The 18784-nt window shown below is 67.1% G+C and carries 9 protein-coding genes; all 9 read left to right on the top strand.

What is annotated here, in order from left to right; translation table 11 throughout:
- The first annotated feature begins 1 nt into the window (after position 1).
- Entirely contained in the window at positions 2-670 is a 669-nt protein-coding gene (gene narJ, locus AC0Z35_RS22685; RefSeq protein ID WP_314363955.1) for a nitrate reductase molybdenum cofactor assembly chaperone, read from the top strand.
- Complete coding sequence (gene narI / locus AC0Z35_RS22680; protein WP_104145213.1) at positions 667-1350, top strand: respiratory nitrate reductase subunit gamma; 684 nt, start codon at positions 667-669, stop codon at positions 1348-1350. The genes narJ and narI overlap by 4 nt, the downstream gene beginning before the upstream one ends.
- Positions 1351-1374: 24 nt before the next feature.
- Positions 1375-2187 (top strand): peptidylprolyl isomerase, encoded by an 813-nt coding sequence (locus tag AC0Z35_RS22675; RefSeq protein WP_485132966.1) that lies wholly within the window; start codon positions 1375-1377, stop codon positions 2185-2187.
- Positions 2187-3290, top strand: a complete 1104-nt coding sequence (locus AC0Z35_RS22670; RefSeq protein WP_485133029.1) for a GTP 3',8-cyclase MoaA — start codon at positions 2187-2189, stop codon at positions 3288-3290. Before AC0Z35_RS22675 ends, AC0Z35_RS22670 begins: the two co-directional genes overlap by 1 nt.
- Before the next feature lie 16 nt (positions 3291-3306).
- Positions 3307-3966 carry a carbonic anhydrase gene (locus tag AC0Z35_RS22665; RefSeq protein WP_046806711.1) on the top strand — a complete coding sequence of 220 codons (660 nt, stop codon included), beginning with the start codon at positions 3307-3309 and terminating at the stop codon, positions 3964-3966.
- Entirely contained in the window at positions 3963-4460 is a 498-nt protein-coding gene (gene mobB / locus AC0Z35_RS22660) for a molybdopterin-guanine dinucleotide biosynthesis protein B (protein WP_485132967.1), read from the top strand. The genes AC0Z35_RS22665 and mobB overlap by 4 nt, the downstream gene beginning before the upstream one ends.
- A gap of 148 nt (positions 4461-4608) precedes the next feature.
- Positions 4609-6621 (top strand): type IV pili methyl-accepting chemotaxis transducer N-terminal domain-containing protein, encoded by a 2013-nt coding sequence (locus tag AC0Z35_RS22655; RefSeq protein WP_223264967.1) that lies wholly within the window; start codon positions 4609-4611, stop codon positions 6619-6621.
- A 12-nt stretch (positions 6622-6633) separates the two neighbouring features.
- Positions 6634-7308 carry a response regulator gene (locus AC0Z35_RS22650; RefSeq protein ID WP_485132968.1) on the top strand — a complete coding sequence of 225 codons (675 nt, stop codon included), beginning with the start codon at positions 6634-6636 and terminating at the stop codon, positions 7306-7308.
- Positions 7309-7811: 503 nt separating this feature from the next.
- On the top strand, positions 7812-18746 hold the full coding sequence (locus tag AC0Z35_RS22645) for an ESPR-type extended signal peptide-containing protein (RefSeq protein ID WP_485132969.1): 10935 nt from the start codon (positions 7812-7814) through the stop codon (positions 18744-18746).
- Positions 18747-18784 lie beyond the last annotated feature (38 nt).

Genomic DNA, 18784 nt, shown 5'->3' with positions numbered 1-18784 from the left:
CATGACGCACTACCGCTTGCTTTCCGCCTTGCTCAGCTACCCCGAGCCCGATCTGCTGGACGCGCTGGGCGAGGTCGAGGCCGCGTTGGCCGACGACCCGGACGCCGAAGAAGCCTTGCAACCGCTGGTCGCCTATCTGGCAACCAATGACCTGATCACCGTGCAGGAAAACTACGTTGCCACCTTCGACCGCAACCGCTCGCATTCGCTGCACCTGTTCGAACACGTGCATGGCGAAAGCCGTGACCGGGGTCAGGCCATGGTCGACCTGCTGGATACGTACCGGCAGCACGGCTTTGAGCCGGTCGTGTCCGAGCTGCCCGACCACGTGCCGCTGTTCCTGGAATTTCTGGGCGTGATCGACCCGGCCGACGCGCAAGACCTGTTGGACGAGGCCATCCACGTGCTGGCCGCCATCGGTGCGCGACTGGCGCGCGGCGACAGCCCGTACGCGGGAATCTTCCAGGTGCTGCGCGCGGCGGCCCGGGTGGTGCCGCGCGAGCAGACCGACGCGCCCGTGCGCGACATGGACGAAGCCATGGAAACGTTCGGCGTCAGCGCGGACGGCGTGGAACCGCTGCTGCGGCCGTTCGCGGGCGATGCCGCGCAAGCCGTGCGCTTCTATCCCCGCGCCAACCCCCCCATTCGTGCTCAGGACGACGCATCATGAATTCCCTGAATCAATTCCTTTTCGGTATTTATCCCTACATTGCGCTAACCGTCTTCCTGCTGGGCAGCCTGGCCCGTTTCGAGCGCGAGCAATACACCTGGAAGACCGACAGCTCGCAGCTGCTGCATCGCGGCCAGCTTCGGCTGGGCAATATCCTTTTCCACGTCGGCATCCTGGGCTTGTTCTTCGGCCATCTGGCCGGCCTGCTGACGCCGGTGGTGGTGTGGGACACGCTGGGCGTAAGCCACACCCTCAAGCAGACGGTGGCCATGGTGGCGGGCGGCGTGATGGGCGGGCTGTGCCTGATCGGCCTGTTGATCCTGATCCATCGCCGCCTGACCGATCCCCGCATCGCGCGCACGACGCGCCCGGGCGACAAGCTGCTGCTGCTTTGGATACTGGTGACCTTGCTGCTGGGGCTGTCGACCATCGTGCTGTCCGCCGGCCACATGGACGGCGACATGATGGTGCGGCTGATGACGTGGGCGCAGCACATCGTGACGTTCCAGGGCGACGCCGCCAGCCATATCGCGGGTGTGCCGCTGCTGTTCAAGGCGCATCTATTCATGGGGCTGACGCTGTTCGTGATTTTTCCGTTCACCCGCTTGGTCCACGTCTGGAGCGGCTTTGCCTCGCTGGGCTATCTGGGCCGCGCCTGGCAATTGGTGCGCCCACGTTGAAACCGTTTGAACCAGGAGCCCAACATGCCTGTCATCGTCAACGGCGTCGAACTGAGCGACGCCGATCTGGAACGTGAACTGCCTTTGCACGCCGACGCCGGCAACCCGATGCGCCACGCCATCACGGCGCTGGTCTTGCGGCGGGTGTTGCTGGACGAGGCGCGACGCCTGGGCGTGGTCAGCGTCGGCAACCAGGACGCCGACAACAACGGCGCCAACGACAGCGCCATCGGTGACAACGAAGACGCCATCATCACCGCCTTGCTGGCCCGCCAGGCCGCCGCGCCGTTGGCGGACGACGCCGCCTGCCGGCGCTTCTATCATGCCCATCCGCAGCGCTTCATGGTGGGCGAGCTGGTCGAAGCCGACCACATCCTTTTCCAGGTGACGCCCGACGTCAACCTGGACATGCTGCGCGCCCATGCCAACGTGGTACTGCAAGATTTGCTGGCCGATCCGTCTAGCTTTGCCCAGGTGGCGCGCGAGCAGTCCAACTGCCCGTCGGCCGCCGTGGGCGGCAGCCTGGGCCAATTGGGCCGGGGCGATACCGTGCCCGAGTTTGAACGCGCGGTGTTCGCGCTGCCGTCCGGCGGGCTGTTGCCGCAGCTGCTGCAAACGCGGCACGGGCTGCACATAGTGCGGGTGACGCGCCGCATCGAAGGGCGCATGCTGCCCTACGAACACGTCGCGCAGCAGATCGCGGCGTCGCTGTCGGCCATGAGCCAGGACACCGCCTGGCGGCAATACACCAAGCTGCTGGTGGATCAGGCGGACGTGCAGGGCATAGACCTGCAAGGCAGCGAGGCGGATCGCGTGGTGGGCGGGAGGGCCGCGTGATGGGCGACCCTGCGGTAATGGACGACCCCGCCGCCGCCCGCGACTTTTGCACGCTGACTGACGGCTACGGCCGACGCATCGATTACCTGCGCGTGTCCGTCACGGATCGCTGCGACCTGCGTTGCAGCTACTGCCTGCCCAAGGATTTCAAGGGCTTTGAAACGCCCGCCAACTGGCTGACGCATGCCGAAATGGCGCGGGTGATCAGCCTGTTTGTGGCGCTGGGCGTAGGCAAGGTGCGGCTGACGGGCGGCGAGCCGCTGCTGCGTCGGGGCGTGGCGGATCTGGCCGGCGCGGTCGCCGCCATGCCCGGCGTGACCGACCTGTCGGTATCCACCAACGGCACGCAGCTGGCGCGCCATGCGCCGGCGCTGCGCGCGGCGGGCGTGACGCGGCTGAACGTCAGCCTGGATACGTTGGATGCAGACGCCTTCAACCAGATCACGGGGCGTGACTGCCTGGCGGACGTGCTGGCCGGCCTTGCCGCTGCGCGCGACGCAGGCTTTGCGCCCATCAAGCTCAATAGCGTCGTGCACGCGGCAACGCCGCCAGCGGACGTGCGGCGGTTGTTGGACTACGCCATCTCGCAGGGCTTCGTGCTACGCCTGATCGAACCCATGCCGATGGGCACGTGCGGGCAAGGCATGCGGCATACGGACTTGAATGCGCTGGGCGCCACGCTGGCCGCCGAGGCGGGGCTGGTGCCGGCGATGCCGGCAGCGGGCCGGCCGTTGGGGCAAGGCACAGGCACGCACGCGGGCTCGGGTTTCGGGTCGGGTTTCGGTTTGGGCTTCGGCGCCGGCTCCGGCCCCGCCCGGTACTGGACCGCCGGCCATGGCGCGCCGGTGCTGGGCGTCATCACCCCCATGTCGCGCCATTTCTGCGCGGCCTGCAACCGTGTCCGCCTGGGCGTGGACGGCACCTTGTACCTGTGCCTGGGCCAGGAAGACCAGGTGCCCCTGGGCCGCATGCTGCGCGCCGGGGCCACCGACGCCGAGCTGACGCGCGCCATCCTGGCCGGCATCGCCGCCAAACCAGAACGCCACGACTTCCTGGCCCAGCCGGAACGCATCGTGCGCTTCATGGCGCAGACGGGCGGCTGAAGGACGAGGAAACATCATGCGCGACATCGAACGATTCATCGACGGCTTCCAACGTTTTCAACAACAGTATTACGAGGAGGCACCCGCGCTGTACCGCCACCTGCGCGATGGCCAGCACCCCAGCACCTTGCTGATCGGATGCTGCGATTCCCGCGTGGACCCGGCCATGTTGCTGGGCTGCGACCCCGGCGACATCTTCGCCGTGCGCAACGTGGCCAACCTGGTGCCGCCGGCCAGCGCGGATCGTGGCCTGCAAGGCGTGCTGGCGGCGATTCAATTCGCGGTCGAGCAACTGCGGGTCAGCCGCATCATCGTGCTGGGCCATGCGCATTGCGGCGGCATCCGCGCGCTGATGGAACAGCGCACCCGCAGCGATGGCGAAACCGATTACCTGGAACGGTGGATGGACATCGCCGAACCGGCCCGCGACCGCGTGTTGCGCCAGATGCCGGCCGCGACCGACGCCGAACGGCGGCGCGCGTGCGAGCAGGCGTCCATCCTGATTTCGCTGCGCAACCTTGACGACCTGCCATTCGTGCGGCGCGCCGTGGCGGCGGGCAGCCTGACGCTGCACGGCTGGTATTTCGATCTGGTGGCCGGGGCATTGCTGGCATACTCGCCCCGGGCAGACGCATTTCTACCCATTGTCTGTCCCTTGTTTTCGGAGCATGCATGAGCCCAGTTTTCGGTATCGCCGGCCGGTCCGGCAGCGGCAAGACCACGCTTATCGAAGCGATGCTGCCGCTATTGGCGGCGCGCGGCCTGCGCGTGAACGTCATCAAGCACAGCCATCACGACTTTCAGATGGAACCGCCTGGCAAGGACAGCGCGCGCTTTCGGCTGGCGGGCGCGCAAGAGGTGATGGTGGCCTCGCCGTACCGCTACGCTATCGTGCATGAATTGCGCGACGCGCCCGAACCCACGCTGGACGAGCAATTGGCGCGGCTGTCGCCCGCCGACCTGGTGCTGGTCGAAGGTTTCAAACAGGCTGCGATTGCCCGCCTAGAAGTTTATCGACCCGCCCTGGGCAAGCCTGCGCTGCATGCGGAGGACGGCAGTTTCCTGGCCGTTGTGACTGACGCCGCGCTGGACACCGCCTTGCCGTGCCTGCCGCTGAACGACCCCGCGCGGGTCGTGCAATTCATCTGCGACCATTTGGGCCTGCCCTGAAGGCGAATACACTAGGCACCGCGCGGGACGCACGGCGGGCATTGCACGCATCGCAACGACCGCCAGCACTGCATCGCAAGTCCGGCATTGAAAGTCCCGCACCGCAAGTCCCGCACCGCACGTCCCGCATCGCCCTGATCCGATCACCATGACGACTTCTCCGTCCACCGCCGGTACCGCCACCCGCACCGACCGTGGCGCCACCGCCAGCGCTGCCTCCAGCGCCCGCACCGCTGCGCCGGATGTCGGCTCCGACGGCCTGCCGTCGCCCCGGCATCGGCTGTCCACGCGCATCGTCGCCAGCTCACTGGCCGCGTTGGTGGTGGTGCTGTCAATGATCAGCTGGACGCTGTGGCTGTCGTGGCAGCTGGAAGGCGCGGGCGCCGCCATCAACGACACCGGCAGCCTGCGCATGCGCGCCAACCGCGTCGCCGTCGAGCTGATGCGGCCGCAAGCAGGCCGCGAGGCGCGCAGCCAGGAACAGATGGCCGAAATGGACGAAACCATTTCCCGCTTGGCGCGCGGCAACCCGGCGCGCCCGCTTTTCATCCCCAATAACGAAGCGATCCGCACGCAATGGCATGACGTGGCCAATTACTGGCACGACGTGATGAAGCCCGCTGCCCAGCGCGCGCTGATGCAACCGGACGCGGCCGTGTACTTGCAGACGCTGCCCGAGTTCGTCACGCGCGCGGACACGCTGGTGCGCATGATCGAGCAAGACAACGCCGGCAAGACCACGGCGTTGCGGCTGTCGCAAGGCGTGCTGGCCGCCATCGCCTGCGCCGGCACGCTGGCGATGATCTATCTGCTGTACCTGTGGATCATCGCCCCGGTGCTGCGCCTGCGCGACGGCCTGCAACGCATGGCCGAGCGGGATTTCAGCACGCGGCTGCCCGTGGAAAGCGAAGACGAATTCGGCGTCCTGGCGCGCGGCTACAACCGCATGGCCGACCAGTTGCAAGACCTGTACACCGGCCTGGAAACGCGCGTCGAACAAAAGACCGCGCAGTTGGCCGCGCAAAACCGAGACATCGGCGCGCTGTACGACATGGCTGCCTTCCTGAATCAGCCCAACGACATCGAAGCCATGTGCGACGGCTTCCTGCGCCGCGTCATGTTGCAGTTCGACGCCGACGGCGGCAGCATCCGCGCGCTGGACCCCGACAACGAAAAGCTCAACCTGGTGGTGTCGGTGGGCCTGTCCGACGCGCTGGTGGAATCCGAACATTGCATGAAGGTGGACGACTGCTATTGCGGCGTGGCCACGCGCCAGGCGGGCGTCGTCGTCATCCAGGATTTCCGGCATTCACCGCCCGACATGGACTTGAACTGCGTGCGCGACGGCTTTGCCAGCGTGGCGGTGTTCCGCATCGTGACGCGAGACGAAGTGCTGGGTTCGTACTCGCTGCATTTCCGGCAACAGCGCCGGCTGGCGCCGTCCGACTCGCAGCTGCTTGAAACGCTGGGCCAGCATCTGGGTGTGGCGCTGGATAACCGCCGCCTTAGCGCGCAGGCCCGGCAACTGGCCGTGGTTCAGGAACGTGGGCTGGTCGCGCAAGGCTTGCACGACAGCCTGGCGCAAGGGCTGAATTTCCTGAACCTGCAATTGCAGATGCTGGACGCGGCCGTCAAGCGCGGCGACGAAGACGAGGTGGCTGAAATTCTGCCGCTGCTGCGCACCGGCGTTGACGAAAGCTATCAGGACGTGCGCGAACTGCTGAACAACTTCCGCACCAAATTGGGCCAGGGCGACTTGCAAGCCGCTATCGAAAGCACCGTGGAGCGTTTTCGGCGCCAGACGGCCATCGACATCACGCTGCGGTTTGATCGGGGCGAAGGCGCGCCGTTGCCGCCTGACCAGCAACTGCAAGTCCTGTTCATTCTGCAAGAAGCCCTGTCCAACGTGCGCAAGCATTCCGAGGCCAGCCGCGTAGACGTCACGGTGGGCAACGACCGCGACTTCAGCCTGCACATCGTCGATAACGGCCAGGGCTTTGACCCCGCCGATGTGGCGGCGCGCGGCGACGCGCACGTGGGCCTGCACATCATGCAAGAGCGCGCGGCCCGCATGCGCGCCCTGATAAAACTCGAATCGCAGCCCGGCGCCGGTACGCGCGTCATGCTGACTTTGCCTGGCAGCGAGCGCCAGGCCGCCTGACCTTTATTGACCATGCCCATCCGTATCCTGCTTGTCGATGACCACACCCTGTTCCGTTCCGGCGTGCGCCTGCTGCTGCAACGCCAGCCCGACTTTGAAGTGGTGGCCGAAGCGGGCGACGGCGTGGAGGGGATCAAGCGCGCCAAGGAATTGCAGCCCGATGTGATACTGCTGGACTTGAACCTGCCCGGCTTGTCCGGCCTTGAAACGCTGCAACTGCTGACGCAGGATCTGCCGTCTTGCGCGGTCATCATCCTGACCGTGTCGGAAGAAGCCGATGAACTGGGCCAGGCCTTGCGCGACGGGGCGCGCGGCTATCTGGTCAAGAACATCGACGCCGACGTGCTGACATCGGCCATCCGGCGCGCAGCCAGGGGCGAATCGGTGATAGCCAAGAGCATGACGGCCAAGCTGGTGGACCAATTCCGTGGCCAGGCCACGCAGGCGGCCCAGGCGGCGCAAGGCAAGGGCGCGGCCGAACGCCACCGCCTGACCGCCCGCGAGACGCAGATCGTGCAATGCCTGGCGCGCGGCGCCAGCAATAAAGTCATCGCGCGCGAACTGGACGTAAGCGAAAGCACGGTGAAGATCCATGTGCAGAACGTGCTGAAGAAATTGAACCTGACCAGCCGGGTGCAGGTGGCCGTCTATGCGGTGGAGCACGGCCTGTATTCCGAAGAAGAATGACGGGTGCGTCATTAAACAATGACGAGCATGAAATATTGAATCTAAGACCGAATTCAATATTAGTACGACGGGAATATCCGGATTTCCGTCAATTCATATAAATAAGATTTCAGGTGCCTGGCATACCGAATCCGTTTCGGTATCGCCGGATGCTGCGTCCTTTTTTTCATCTTTCCGCCATGCCCACCCCGTTGGCATTGTCAGGCGGCATAACCCTCTCCCGACGTTGTCTCCCTTGCCGCTCACCATTGAATTGGTGTGCGGCGAATCATTTGCGCGCGGCTATTTTTTCAACAATTCGTTTTTGCCATCTGATTATTCAGACGGAATTTATAAGAGGTTTCACGCGCTAGCGACAAAACACAAGTCGGATTAATTCCTTTCACTAGGATTCGTGACAGAAATGTCTGAATTTGCTGGGAAAAATCCTCTGATTCCTACTAGAAGAATCAGCGTCGCATTTACTGCTGGCGAATCGCGAAATTCGTCAATGGAGATTGGCCGTGAATAAAATCTATAGCCTCGTTTGGAACCGTGTGACAGGTGCGTGGGTCGTCGTGTCGGAATTGACGAAATCCCGTGGAAAGTCCAATCGAGGTGCGCGGCAAGCCGCGTTGCGCAGGGCAGGGGGCATCGCGGCGCCATTGATACTTGCGGCGGCAATGGGAGGGACGGTCTGGGCGGGTACCGCCATCCAAGGTTTGATCACCAACCCCATCACGACCGGGGGGCTTACGCCCGCCTCGGTCGACGCAAACTCTGTTGCCATCGGCGGCGGTTCCGGGGCAACCGCAACGAACGTCAGTATCGCCATTGGCGACGTGTCGATTGCCACGGGATCCAACTCCATTGCGATAGGGCGCCTTTCCTCGACAACCGGCAACAATGCGACGGGTGTGGGCTCGCAGTCCTCGGCCACTGGTATCGGCGCGACGGCATTCGGGTCCAGCGCGAACGCAGGCGCAAACAATACCGTGGCCGTGGGCGCAGGCTCTACCGCTTCCAATACGGGCGCGACGGCCTTGGGCCAAGGCTCGACGGCGTCGGGCAACAGTTCCTTGGCGGTGGGCACGGGATCGACAGCGCTTGGCGCGGGCTCCGTGTCCATGGGGCTGAATACAACGGCAAGTGGCAATAGCACCGTCGCCCTGGGCCAATTGGCCAGCACCGGCGCGGGCAATGCCGTGTCCATAGGCGTCTCGTCGACAGCGACTGCGACCGGCGCAGTGGCGTTGGGTGCGGGCGCCGCCTCCAGCGGCATCGGCTCGATTGCCACCGGCGTCAACGCGCAGGCGATGAATCAGAACTCATTGGCGATCGGGTCCAGCGCTGTTGCAGGTGCGACCGTTGGTGGCCCGATCAACGACACGGCAGTCGGCAACAACGCGCAAGCCAGCGGCGGCAGTTCCCTGGCCGCGGGCAATGGCGCGCGTGCCACCGCTGCGGGCGCGGTCGCGCTGGGAGGCAACGCCACGAACGGCGCTTCTTCAGCCGCCATCAACGGCATCGCTATCGGCGGGCAGTCTTCGGTGACCGCCGTGGCAACGTCGGGCATCGCGGTGGGCCGTGATGCACGCGCAATCGGCGCTTTCGGCATCGCCGTAGGCGATGGAGCCAGGTCCAACGCCACCGGCCAGAACGTGGCGATCGGTTCGGCGGGCACCGCGGCCAACGCCGCCACGGCGACGGGGGGCGCGGTGGCCATCGGACGTCAGCAAAGCGCGACGGGCGACGGCGCCGTGGCAATCGGAGATCCGAACACGGCCACCGGCACGGGCGCGGTGGCCGTCGGCGCTGAAAATAACGCGACCGCAATCGGCGCGCTGGCGATAGGCAACGCAAACTCGGCTATCACGCCGGGGGCTGTGGCACTGGGTTCGGGATCGCAGGCGCACGGCGGTAACGGCGCATTCGGCGCGGGCTTTTCGTCCAATGCCTCGGGGCGCGGCGCGGTGGCCATCGGCAACACCAACCCGGCAACGGGGCAAGGCGCGGTCGCCATCGGCGACTTGAATACGGCAACGGGGCTGGCATCCATCGCCATGGGCTCGGGTTCGCTGGCCACTTCGGCCAGCACCATTGCGCTGGGCTATCAGGCCGCCGCGACATCCGGCCAGGCCGTCGCGATCGGCTATCAAACCGTGACCGCGGGCACCAATAGCGTCACGGTCGGTTATCAAAGCAGTGCGGCCGGGTCGAACTCGGTGGCGTTGGGCGCCAATGCCTTCGCCACGGGCACCTCGTCGGTCGCGATCGGCCAGGGCGCCATCGCTCAAGGGCTGGAAGACACCTTCATCGGCGTAGGCGCGGGCACAGGCACCCTGGCTAGCCGTGGGCAGAACACCGCCATCGGCGCGTACGCGGGATCGCTGGCCACGGGCGAGGGCACCACCGCCATCGGGCAGGACGCGGGCCAGAGCGTGTCGGGCGACGACAACCTGGCAGCAGGCCGTGGCGCGGGCAGCAACGTCACGGTGGACCGCACGGTGGCGCTGGGATATCTCGCCAACACCAACATCGCAAACTCCGTGGCCCTGGGCAGCAATGCGTCGACGACAGCGGCGCTGTCCACCAGCACGGCCGGCGTGACGTCGTACGGCAGCAGCACGATCGGCGGCAACACCTACAGTTTTGGTGGCGGCCAGGGTACGCCCACCGGGGTCGTCAGCGTGGGCGATGCGGGTTCTGTACGCCGCATCCAGCGCGTGGCGACGGGCCTGCTCAGTTCGAACAGCACCGATGCGGTCAACGGCTCGCAGCTGTACGCCGTGGCGCAGCAGATCTCTGCCGGGGCGTCCACGCCCACCAACTATTTCAACGCGAACTCAACGGTTACAGGGGCGGGCAGCAATACCCGCGCCAACTCCGGGGCAACGGGAACCGACGCCGTGGCGATCGGCGCCAGCGCCGCCGCCACCGGGCTGAACGACATGGCGTTCGGCAAGACGGCCACGGCGGGGGCGGGCAACGCCATCGCCATGGGTGTCGGGGCGCAGGCGACCGGCATCGCATCCATAGCGCTGGGCGCGGGCGCGACATCGACCGTGCCGGGCGGCGTTGCACTGGGCACGAACGCGGTGGGCTCGACCAACATACAGACCAGCGGTGTGGTGTCGCCCAGCACGGCGGGTCCGATCGCGGGTATCGCCTTCGACAACACGTCGAATATGGGCGTGGGCGCCATTTCTGTCGGCACGGCCACCGGCAAGCGCCAGATCAAGAACCTGGCGGATGGCTCCGATCTGACGGACGCCGTCACCGTGCGGCAGATGACGGCGGTGACCAGCGCGGCCAACTCGGGCATGAACAACGTGGGCACCAGCGTTGCCACCAACCTGGGCGGCGGCGCGACCTACACGGCGGCTACCGGCACCATCGGCACGCCAACCTACAGCGTGCAAGGCACGTCCTACACCAACGTGGGCACCGCGATAGGCGGGCTCAACACGGCGGTGACGAACCTGGCGACGGGCAAGATCGGCCCCTTTGTATCCGACAGCAGCGTGACCACGGTGCAGGCGGTGTCCTCGGGCGCCGGCGCGGCCGCGGGCGGTTTCGGCGCGTCGGCTACCGGCGCGGCATCCACCGTGGTAGGCAACCAATCGAGCGATAACGCGGTTGCCAACTCCGCCGTCCTGGGCCAGGGGGCGTCGGTCACGGCAGGCTTGACGGGCAAGAACGTGGTGCTTGGTCAAGGTTCGACGGCGACGATCGGGTCGCAAGCCGGTTATTCCTCGTTCGGCCTGGCGGCGGCGCAGAGCTCCGCCGGTGAAGTGTCGGTCGGCACGGCCGGCAGCCGTCGCAAAATCACCAACGTGGCGGCCGGCAGCGCACTGACCGACGCCGTGAACGTGGGTCAGCTGAGCGGCGCGGCGTCCAACGTAGGCAGCAGCCTGGCCACCGGCCTGGGCGGTGGCGCTACCTACAACAGCACGGCGGGCACGGTCAGCGCGCCCAGCTACACGGTGCAGGGGACGGCATACACGAACGTGGGCGCGGCATTGACGGGGGCCAACACGGCCATTTCCAACCTGGTGTCGGGCGACACGGGACCGTTCGTCTCAGACAACAGCGCGACCACGACGCAAGCCGTGGCCTCTGCCGCGAACAGCAGCGCGGGCGGCTTTGGCTCGTCGGCGACCGGTGCGGCATCGACGGTGGTGGGCAATCTGGCCACCGATAACGCGGTGGCCAATTCCACCGTGATCGGGCAAGGCGCGTTGGTCGCCTCGGGCCTGTCGGGTTCCAACGTGGCGGTGGGCCAGGGGGCGTCGGCCACAGTGGGTTCGCAGACCGGCTATACCGCCTTTGGCTTGGCGGCGACGCAGACCTCGGGTGGTGAGATGTCGGTAGGCACAGGCGCCAGCCGTCGCAAAATCACCAACGTAGCGGCAGGCAGCGCGGCGACGGACGCGGTGAACGTCGGCCAGTTGACGGGCGCGGCATCCAACCTGGGCACCAGCCTGGCCACGAGCCTGGGCGGCGGGGCCGCCTACAGCAGCGCGGCCGGCACGGTCAGCGCGCCCGGCTACACGATTCAAGGCACGTCCTACGCCAACGTGGGCGCGGCGTTGACGGGTGCCAACACCGCCCTGACCAATCTGGCGACGGGTAAAACCGGTCCGTTCGTTTCGGACAACAGCGTGACCGCGACGCAGGCGGTGGCCTCGGCGGCGAACAGCAGCGCAGGGGGATTTGGGTCATCGGCCACGGGCGGAGCATCGACCGTGGTGGGCAATCAGGCCACCGACAACGCCGTGGCCAATTCCACGGTGATCGGGCAAGGCGCGCGCGTTACGGCCGGCTTGTCCGGCTCGAACGTGGCGCTGGGGCAGAACGCCAACGCCAGCACAGGGTCGCAAACCGGCTACACCGCGTTCGGCTTGTCGGCCACGCAGACGTCGGCCGGCGAAGTCTCGGTGGGCACGTCGGCCAACCGCCGCAAGATCAGCAACGTGGCGGCCGGCAGCGCGCTGAATGACGCCGTCAACGTGGCGCAGCTGAGCGGCGCCGCGTCCAACCTGGGCACGAGCCTGGCAACGGGCCTGGGCGGGGGGGCGACCTACAGCAGCGCGGCCGGCACGGTCAGTGCGCCCAGCTACACCGTGCAGGGCACGTCCTACGCCAATGTGGGCGCGGCGTTCGCGGGCACGGACGCGGCTATCAGCAGTTTGCTGACGGGCGATACGGGGCCGTTCGTGTCCGACAACAGCGTCACCACCACGCAGGCGGTGGCGTCGGGCGCGAACAGCAGCGCCGGCGGCTTCGGTGCATCGGCAACCGGCGCGGCGTCCACGGTGGTCGGCAACGAAGCCACCGACAATGCGGTCGCCGGCTCGACGGTACTGGGGCAGGGCGCGCACATCGCCACGGGCGTGTCGGGTTCGAACGTGGCGCTGGGGCAGGACTCCAGCGCGGCCACCGGTTCGCAGACCGGCTACACGGCGTTCGGCTTGTCCACCGCGCAAGATTCCGATGGCGAGGTGTCGGTGGGATCCAGCACCATCCAGCGCAAGGTCACCAACCTGGCGGCCGGCAAGGCGCCGACCGACGCCGTCAACGTGGCGCAACTGAGCGGCGCGGCGTCCAACCTGGGCGCCAGCGTGGCGACGGGCCTGGGCGGCGGGTCCGCCTATAACCCGGCCACCGGCCAGGTCGCGCCGCCCAGCTTCGGCATCCAGGGCGGCACCTACAACAACGTGGGCGACGCGCTGAGCCAGCTGGATTCCGCGGTAAGCGGCATCAGCAGCGGCAGCACCGGGCCATTCGTGTCGGACGACAGCGTGACGGCATTGCAACCGGTCGCCTCCGGTGCCGATGCAGTGGCGGGCGGCTTCGGCGCTTCGGCAACGGGCGCGGCGTCGACGGTCGTCGGTAACTCGGCGACGGATAACGCGGTGGCGGATTCCACTGTGCTCGGTCAAGGCGCGTCGGTTGCGGCGGGGCTGACGGGTTCTAACGTGGCGTTGGGTCAAGGCTCGACGGCCGCGGTTGGATCTGAAACCGGCTACACCGCCATCGGGCTGACGGCGGCACAAAGCTCCAGCGGTGAAGTGTCGCTGGGTTCGGCGGGTGCCGAACGCAAGATCACCAATGTTGCAGCGGGTAGCGCGGCAACCGATGCCGTGAACGTCGGTCAACTGACGGGGGTGTCGAACGCGGCGACGTCTGGTTTGAATACGCTGGGCACAAGCGTGGCATCCAACCTGGGCGGCGGATCGGCATTTGATCCGACGACCGGCACGGTTACCGCGCCCAGCTACGGTGTGCAAGGCAATTCGTACTCCAACCTGGGCGGCGCCATTGGCGGGCTGGACTCGGCAGTCACCGGTCTGGATTCGGCAGTCTCCGGCCTGGACTCGGCAGTGGCTGGCCTGGACTCTGCGGTTTCCGGTTTGGACTCAGCGGTCTCCGGCCTGGACTCCGCAGTTGCCGGCCTGAGCAGCGGCAACATCGGGCCCTTTGTGTCGGACAACAGCGTGACGACGACGCAAGCCGTCGCGTCGGGCGCCGATGCGTCGGCGGGTGGCTTCGGGGCTTCGGCCACCGGAGCGGCATCAACGGTCCTGGGCAATTCCGCGACGGATAACGCGGTGGCGGATTCGACTGTCCTGGGCCAAGGCGCGTCGATCACGGCGGGGCTGACGGGTTCTAACGTGGCGTTGGGTCAAGGCTCGATTGCGGCGATCGGTGCCGAAACCGGCTACACCGCGATTGGCTTGTCGGCACCCCAAAGCTCCAGCGGTGAAGTGTCGCTGGGCTCGACGGGCGCCGAACGCAAGATCACGAATCTTGCAGCGGGCAGCGCAGCCACCGATGCCGTCAACGTCGGGCAACTGACGGGTGTGTCGAACGCGGCAACATCGGGCCTGAATACGCTGGGCACGAGCGTGGCATCCAACCTGGGCGGCGGATCGGCGTTCGATCCGACGACCGGCTCGGTGACCGCGCCCAGCTACGGCGTCCAAGGCAATTCGTATTCCAACCTGGACGGCGCCATTGGCGGGCTGGACTCCGCAGTCACCGGTTTGGACTCGGCAGTGGCTGGCTTGGACTCTGCGGTTTCCGGCCTGGACTCCGCAGTTGCGGGCCTGAGCAGCGGCAACATCGGGCCTTTTGTGTCGGACAACAGCGTGACGACGACGCAAGCCGTCGCGTCGGGCGCCGATGCGTCGGCGGGTGGTTTCGGGGCTTCGGCAACGGGCGCCGCGTCGACGGTCCTGGGCAATTCCGCGACGGATAACGCGGTTGCGGATTCCACTGTCCTGGGCCAAGGCGCGTCGATCACGGCGGGGCTGACGGGTTCTAACGTGGCGTTGGGTCAAGGCTCAACGGCAACGATAGGTGCCGAAACCGGCTACACCGCAATCGGACTGACGGCACCCCAAAGCTCCAGCGGTGAAGTGTCCCTTGGCTCGGCAGGTGCCGAACGCAAGATCACCAACCTTGCTGCGGGCAGCGCAGCCACCGATGCGGTCAACGTCGGGCAACTGACGGGCGTGTCGAACGCGGCGACAGCGGGCTTGAACACGCTGGGCACTAGCGTGGCGTCCAACCTGGGCGGTGGATCGGCATTCGATCCGACGACCGGCACGGTTACCACTCCCAGCTACGGAGTGCAAGGCAATACGTACTCCAACCTGGGCGGCGCCATTGGCGGGCTGGACTCCGCAGTCACCGGTCTGGATTCGGCAGTCTCCGGCCTGGACTCGGCAGTGGCTGGCCTGGACTCTGCGGTTTCCGGCCTGGACTCCGCAGTTGCGGGCCTGAGCAGCGGCAACATCGGGCCTTTTGTGTCGGACAACAGCGTGACGACGACGCAAGCCGTCGCGTCGGGCGCCGATGCGTCGGCGGGTGGCTTCGGGGCTTCGGCAACGGGCGCCGCGTCGACGGTCTTGGGCAATTCCGCGACGGATAACGCGGTTGCGGATTCGACTGTCCTGGGTCAAGGCGCGTCGATCACGGCGGGGCTGACGGGTTCTAACGTGGCGCTGGGTCAAGGCTCAACGGCAACGATAGGTGCCGAAACCGGCTACACCGCGATTGGCTTGTCGGCACCCCAAAGCTCCAGCGGTGAAGTGTCCCTTGGCTCGGCGGGCGCCGAACGCAAGATCACCAATCTTGCAGCGGGCAGCGCAGCCACCGACGCCGTGAACGTCGGGCAACTGACGGGTGTGTCGAACGCGGCAACATCGGGCCTGAATACGCTGGGCACGAGCGTGGCATCCAACCTGGGCGGCGGATCGGCATTCGATCCGACGACCGGCACGGTCACCGCGCCGGCCTACAGCGTGCAAGGCAATACGTACTCCAATTTGGGCAGTGCCATCGGCGGTTTGGACTCCGCGGTCACCGGCCTGGACTCCGCCGTTTCCGGTCTGGACTCGGCAGTGGCTGGCCTGGACTCCACTGTCTCCGGCCTGGACTCCGCAGTTGCGGGCCTGAGCAGCGGCAACGTTGGCCCCTTTGTGTCGGACAACAGCGTGACGACGGCGCAAGCCGTGGCCTCCGGCGCTGATGCGTCGGCGGGTGGCTTCGGGGCTTCGGCAAGCGGCGCCGCGTCGACCGTCTTGGGTAACTCTGCGACGGATAATGCCGTGGCCGGTTCAACCGTCCTGGGTCAAGGCGCATCGATCACGGCGGGCCTGGCGGGCTCTAACGTGGCGCTGGGTCAAGGCTCGACGGCGACCATCGGATCTGAAGCAGGCTACACCGCGATAGGACTGACGGCCACGCAAAGCTCCAGCGGTGAAGTGTCCCTTGGCTCGGCAGGTGCCGAACGCAAGATCACCAACCTCGCAGCCGGCAGTGCGGCAACCGATGCGGTCAACGTCGGGCAACTGACGGGCGTGTCGAACGCGGCGACAGCGGGCTTGAACACGCTGGCCACCAGCGTGGCCACCGGCCTGGGCGGCGGATCGGCCTATGACCCCGTCACCGGTTCGATCAGTGCGCCCACCTATACCGTGCAGGGCAATACCTACACGACGTTGGGCAACGCAATCGGTGGGCTGGATGCCACCGTGTCGAACATCAGCAGCGGCAAGTCGGGGCCGTTTGTGGCGGACGCGTCGGTCACCACCGCGCAACCGTTGGCAGCAGGCGCCAACAGCGCGGCGGGCGGCTTTGGCGCGCTGGCCACGGGTGCGGCATCGGTCGTGCTGGGTAACCAGGCTACCGACAACGGCGTGGCCAGATCCACGGTGCTGGGCCAGGGGGCGACCATCAATGCCGGCTTGACTGGCGCCAACGTGGCCTTGGGCCAGGGGTCGGTGGTGTCGATGGGCGCGCAGAACGCGTATGTGGCCTTTGGCCTGGCGGGCACGATCAGCTCGGCGGGCGAAGTCTCGGTGGGCTCGCCGGGCAACCTGCGCAAGCTGACCAACGTGGCGCCGGGCAGCGACCTGACCGATGCCGTCAACGTACGCCAGCTGCAAACCGTAAATACGCGTCTGGCGCAGGTGAATACCGACGCCTTGATGTGGGACCCGTCGTCCAACGGGGGCGTGGGCGCCTACACGGCCGCGCACGGCAGCATCGGCGGACCCAGCATCATCACCAGCGTGGCGCCGGGCGTGCTCAGCGCAACCAGCTGGGATGCCGTGAACGGAGCGCAGCTGTTCGCCACCAACGAAGCAGTGTCGGAGTTGACCACCGCGGTGAACAGCTATACCAGCACCTTGGACCCGGCAGTCAATGGCCAGGGCGTTCGTTACGAGCGCACCAACGACACCGGGATGACTCCGAGCGACGCGTTTGCAAGGGGACAGGGCTCAACCGCCATCGGCTACAACGCCCAGGCGGACGGCGCGGGCAGCCTGGCCTTGGGCGCCAACACGCACGTCACTGTGGATGGCGGTATCGCCATCGGCGAAGGCTCCATCTCGGATCGGGCCGCCGTGACGCGCGCCGTGGCACCGGGGGCGTTCTCGGTGGGCGCGCCAGGCATGCTGCGCCAGGTCATCAACGTGGCCGATGGCACACAAGCGCAGGACGCCGTGACGGTGCGCCAACTGCAAGGAGCCATCGCGTCGGTCGCAGTGACGGGCACCCAGTACTTCCACGCCAACAGCACGTTGGTGGATTCGTTGTCGGTGGGCACGGACGCCATCGCCGTCGGACCCGAAGCGGTGGTCAACGGGGACTCGGGCATCGGCATTGGGCTGGCGGCGGAAGTGGACAGCACTGCCACCAACGGCATTGCCATCGGTTCCTCGGCGCGATCCGCGCTGGACTCGGCCGTGGCCTTGGGCTCGTCCGCCCTGGCCGGGGGCTCGCAGTCGTTGGCCTTGGGCGCCTCGGCGAGCGCCGCGGGTGATCGCAGCGTGGCGCTGGGCGGTTCCGCCAGCGCCGCCGGGGATAACACCGTGGCGCTGGGCACTGGCGCGCAGGCCTTGCAAGCGGGCGACGTGGCGCTGGGCGCCGATGCGGTGGCCGACATGGGCGCGGCGCCGGCCTACACCGGCAAGTACTCGGGCGTGTCCAACACCATCGCTGGCACGGTGTCCGTGGGCACGGCGGGCGCGGAACGCACCGTCAGCAACGTGGCCGACGCGCAAAACGCCACTGACGCCGTGAACCTGCGGCAGCTTGATGGCGCGGTGACGCAGGCCAACCTGTACACCGACCAGCAGATCGCCACCGTCAATAGCGGCTTGACGCAAGGCGGCAGCGGCATGTTCCAGGTGAACCAGGCCAGCGCCACACCGGCGCCCACGGCCACCGGCGCGGATGCCACCGCGGCCGGCGCGGGCGCCGTCGCCTCGGGTGACGGTAGCACCGCGTTGGGCAACGGCGCCGAAGCGCGCGGCGCCAACTCGGTGGCGCTGGGGGCGGGCAGTACCGACGGCGGACGTGCCAACGTCGTGTCCGTCGGGGCGGCCGGCAAGGAACGCCAGGTGACCAACGTGGCGGCCGGCACGGCGCAGACGGACGCGGTCAACGTGCAGCAGTTGGACGCGGCCAAGCAGGGCTCGGTGCAGTACGCCACCACGCCGGGCACGGGCGCGGTTGACTACTCGCGCGTCACGCTGGGCAACGGCGGGGCACCGGTCACGCTCAGCAACGTGGCCGATGGCGTCGACAACAACGACGCCGTCAACGTGCAGCAGTTGAACGCCGGGCTGGGCGGCGCGGTGCAGCAGTCCAACGCCTACACCGACGGCAAGTTCCAGAACCTGCGCAACGACGTCGATCGCTATCGCCGCGATGCGGCGGGCGGCACGGCCACGGCGTTGGCCGTGGCGGGTCTGGCGCAAGCCTACGCGCCGGGCCGGGGCATGTTCTCGATAGCGGGCAGCACGTACGACGGGCAGCAGGGCTTTGCGATGGGCTTGTCCACCGTGTCGGCCAGCGGCAATTGGGTCTACAAGCTGTCCGGTTCCACCAACACGCGCGGTACGTATGGCGCGGTGATCGGAGCGGGCTATCAGTGGTAAGGGAACGTCGGCTTGCCGGAACGATTTTTCGGCAAGCC

The organism is Achromobacter sp. 1L-A-4-B-C2, assembly GCF_057291955.1.
Note: the sequence above shows the minus strand (reverse complement) of the source record. Positions and strands in the feature narration are given on the sequence as shown.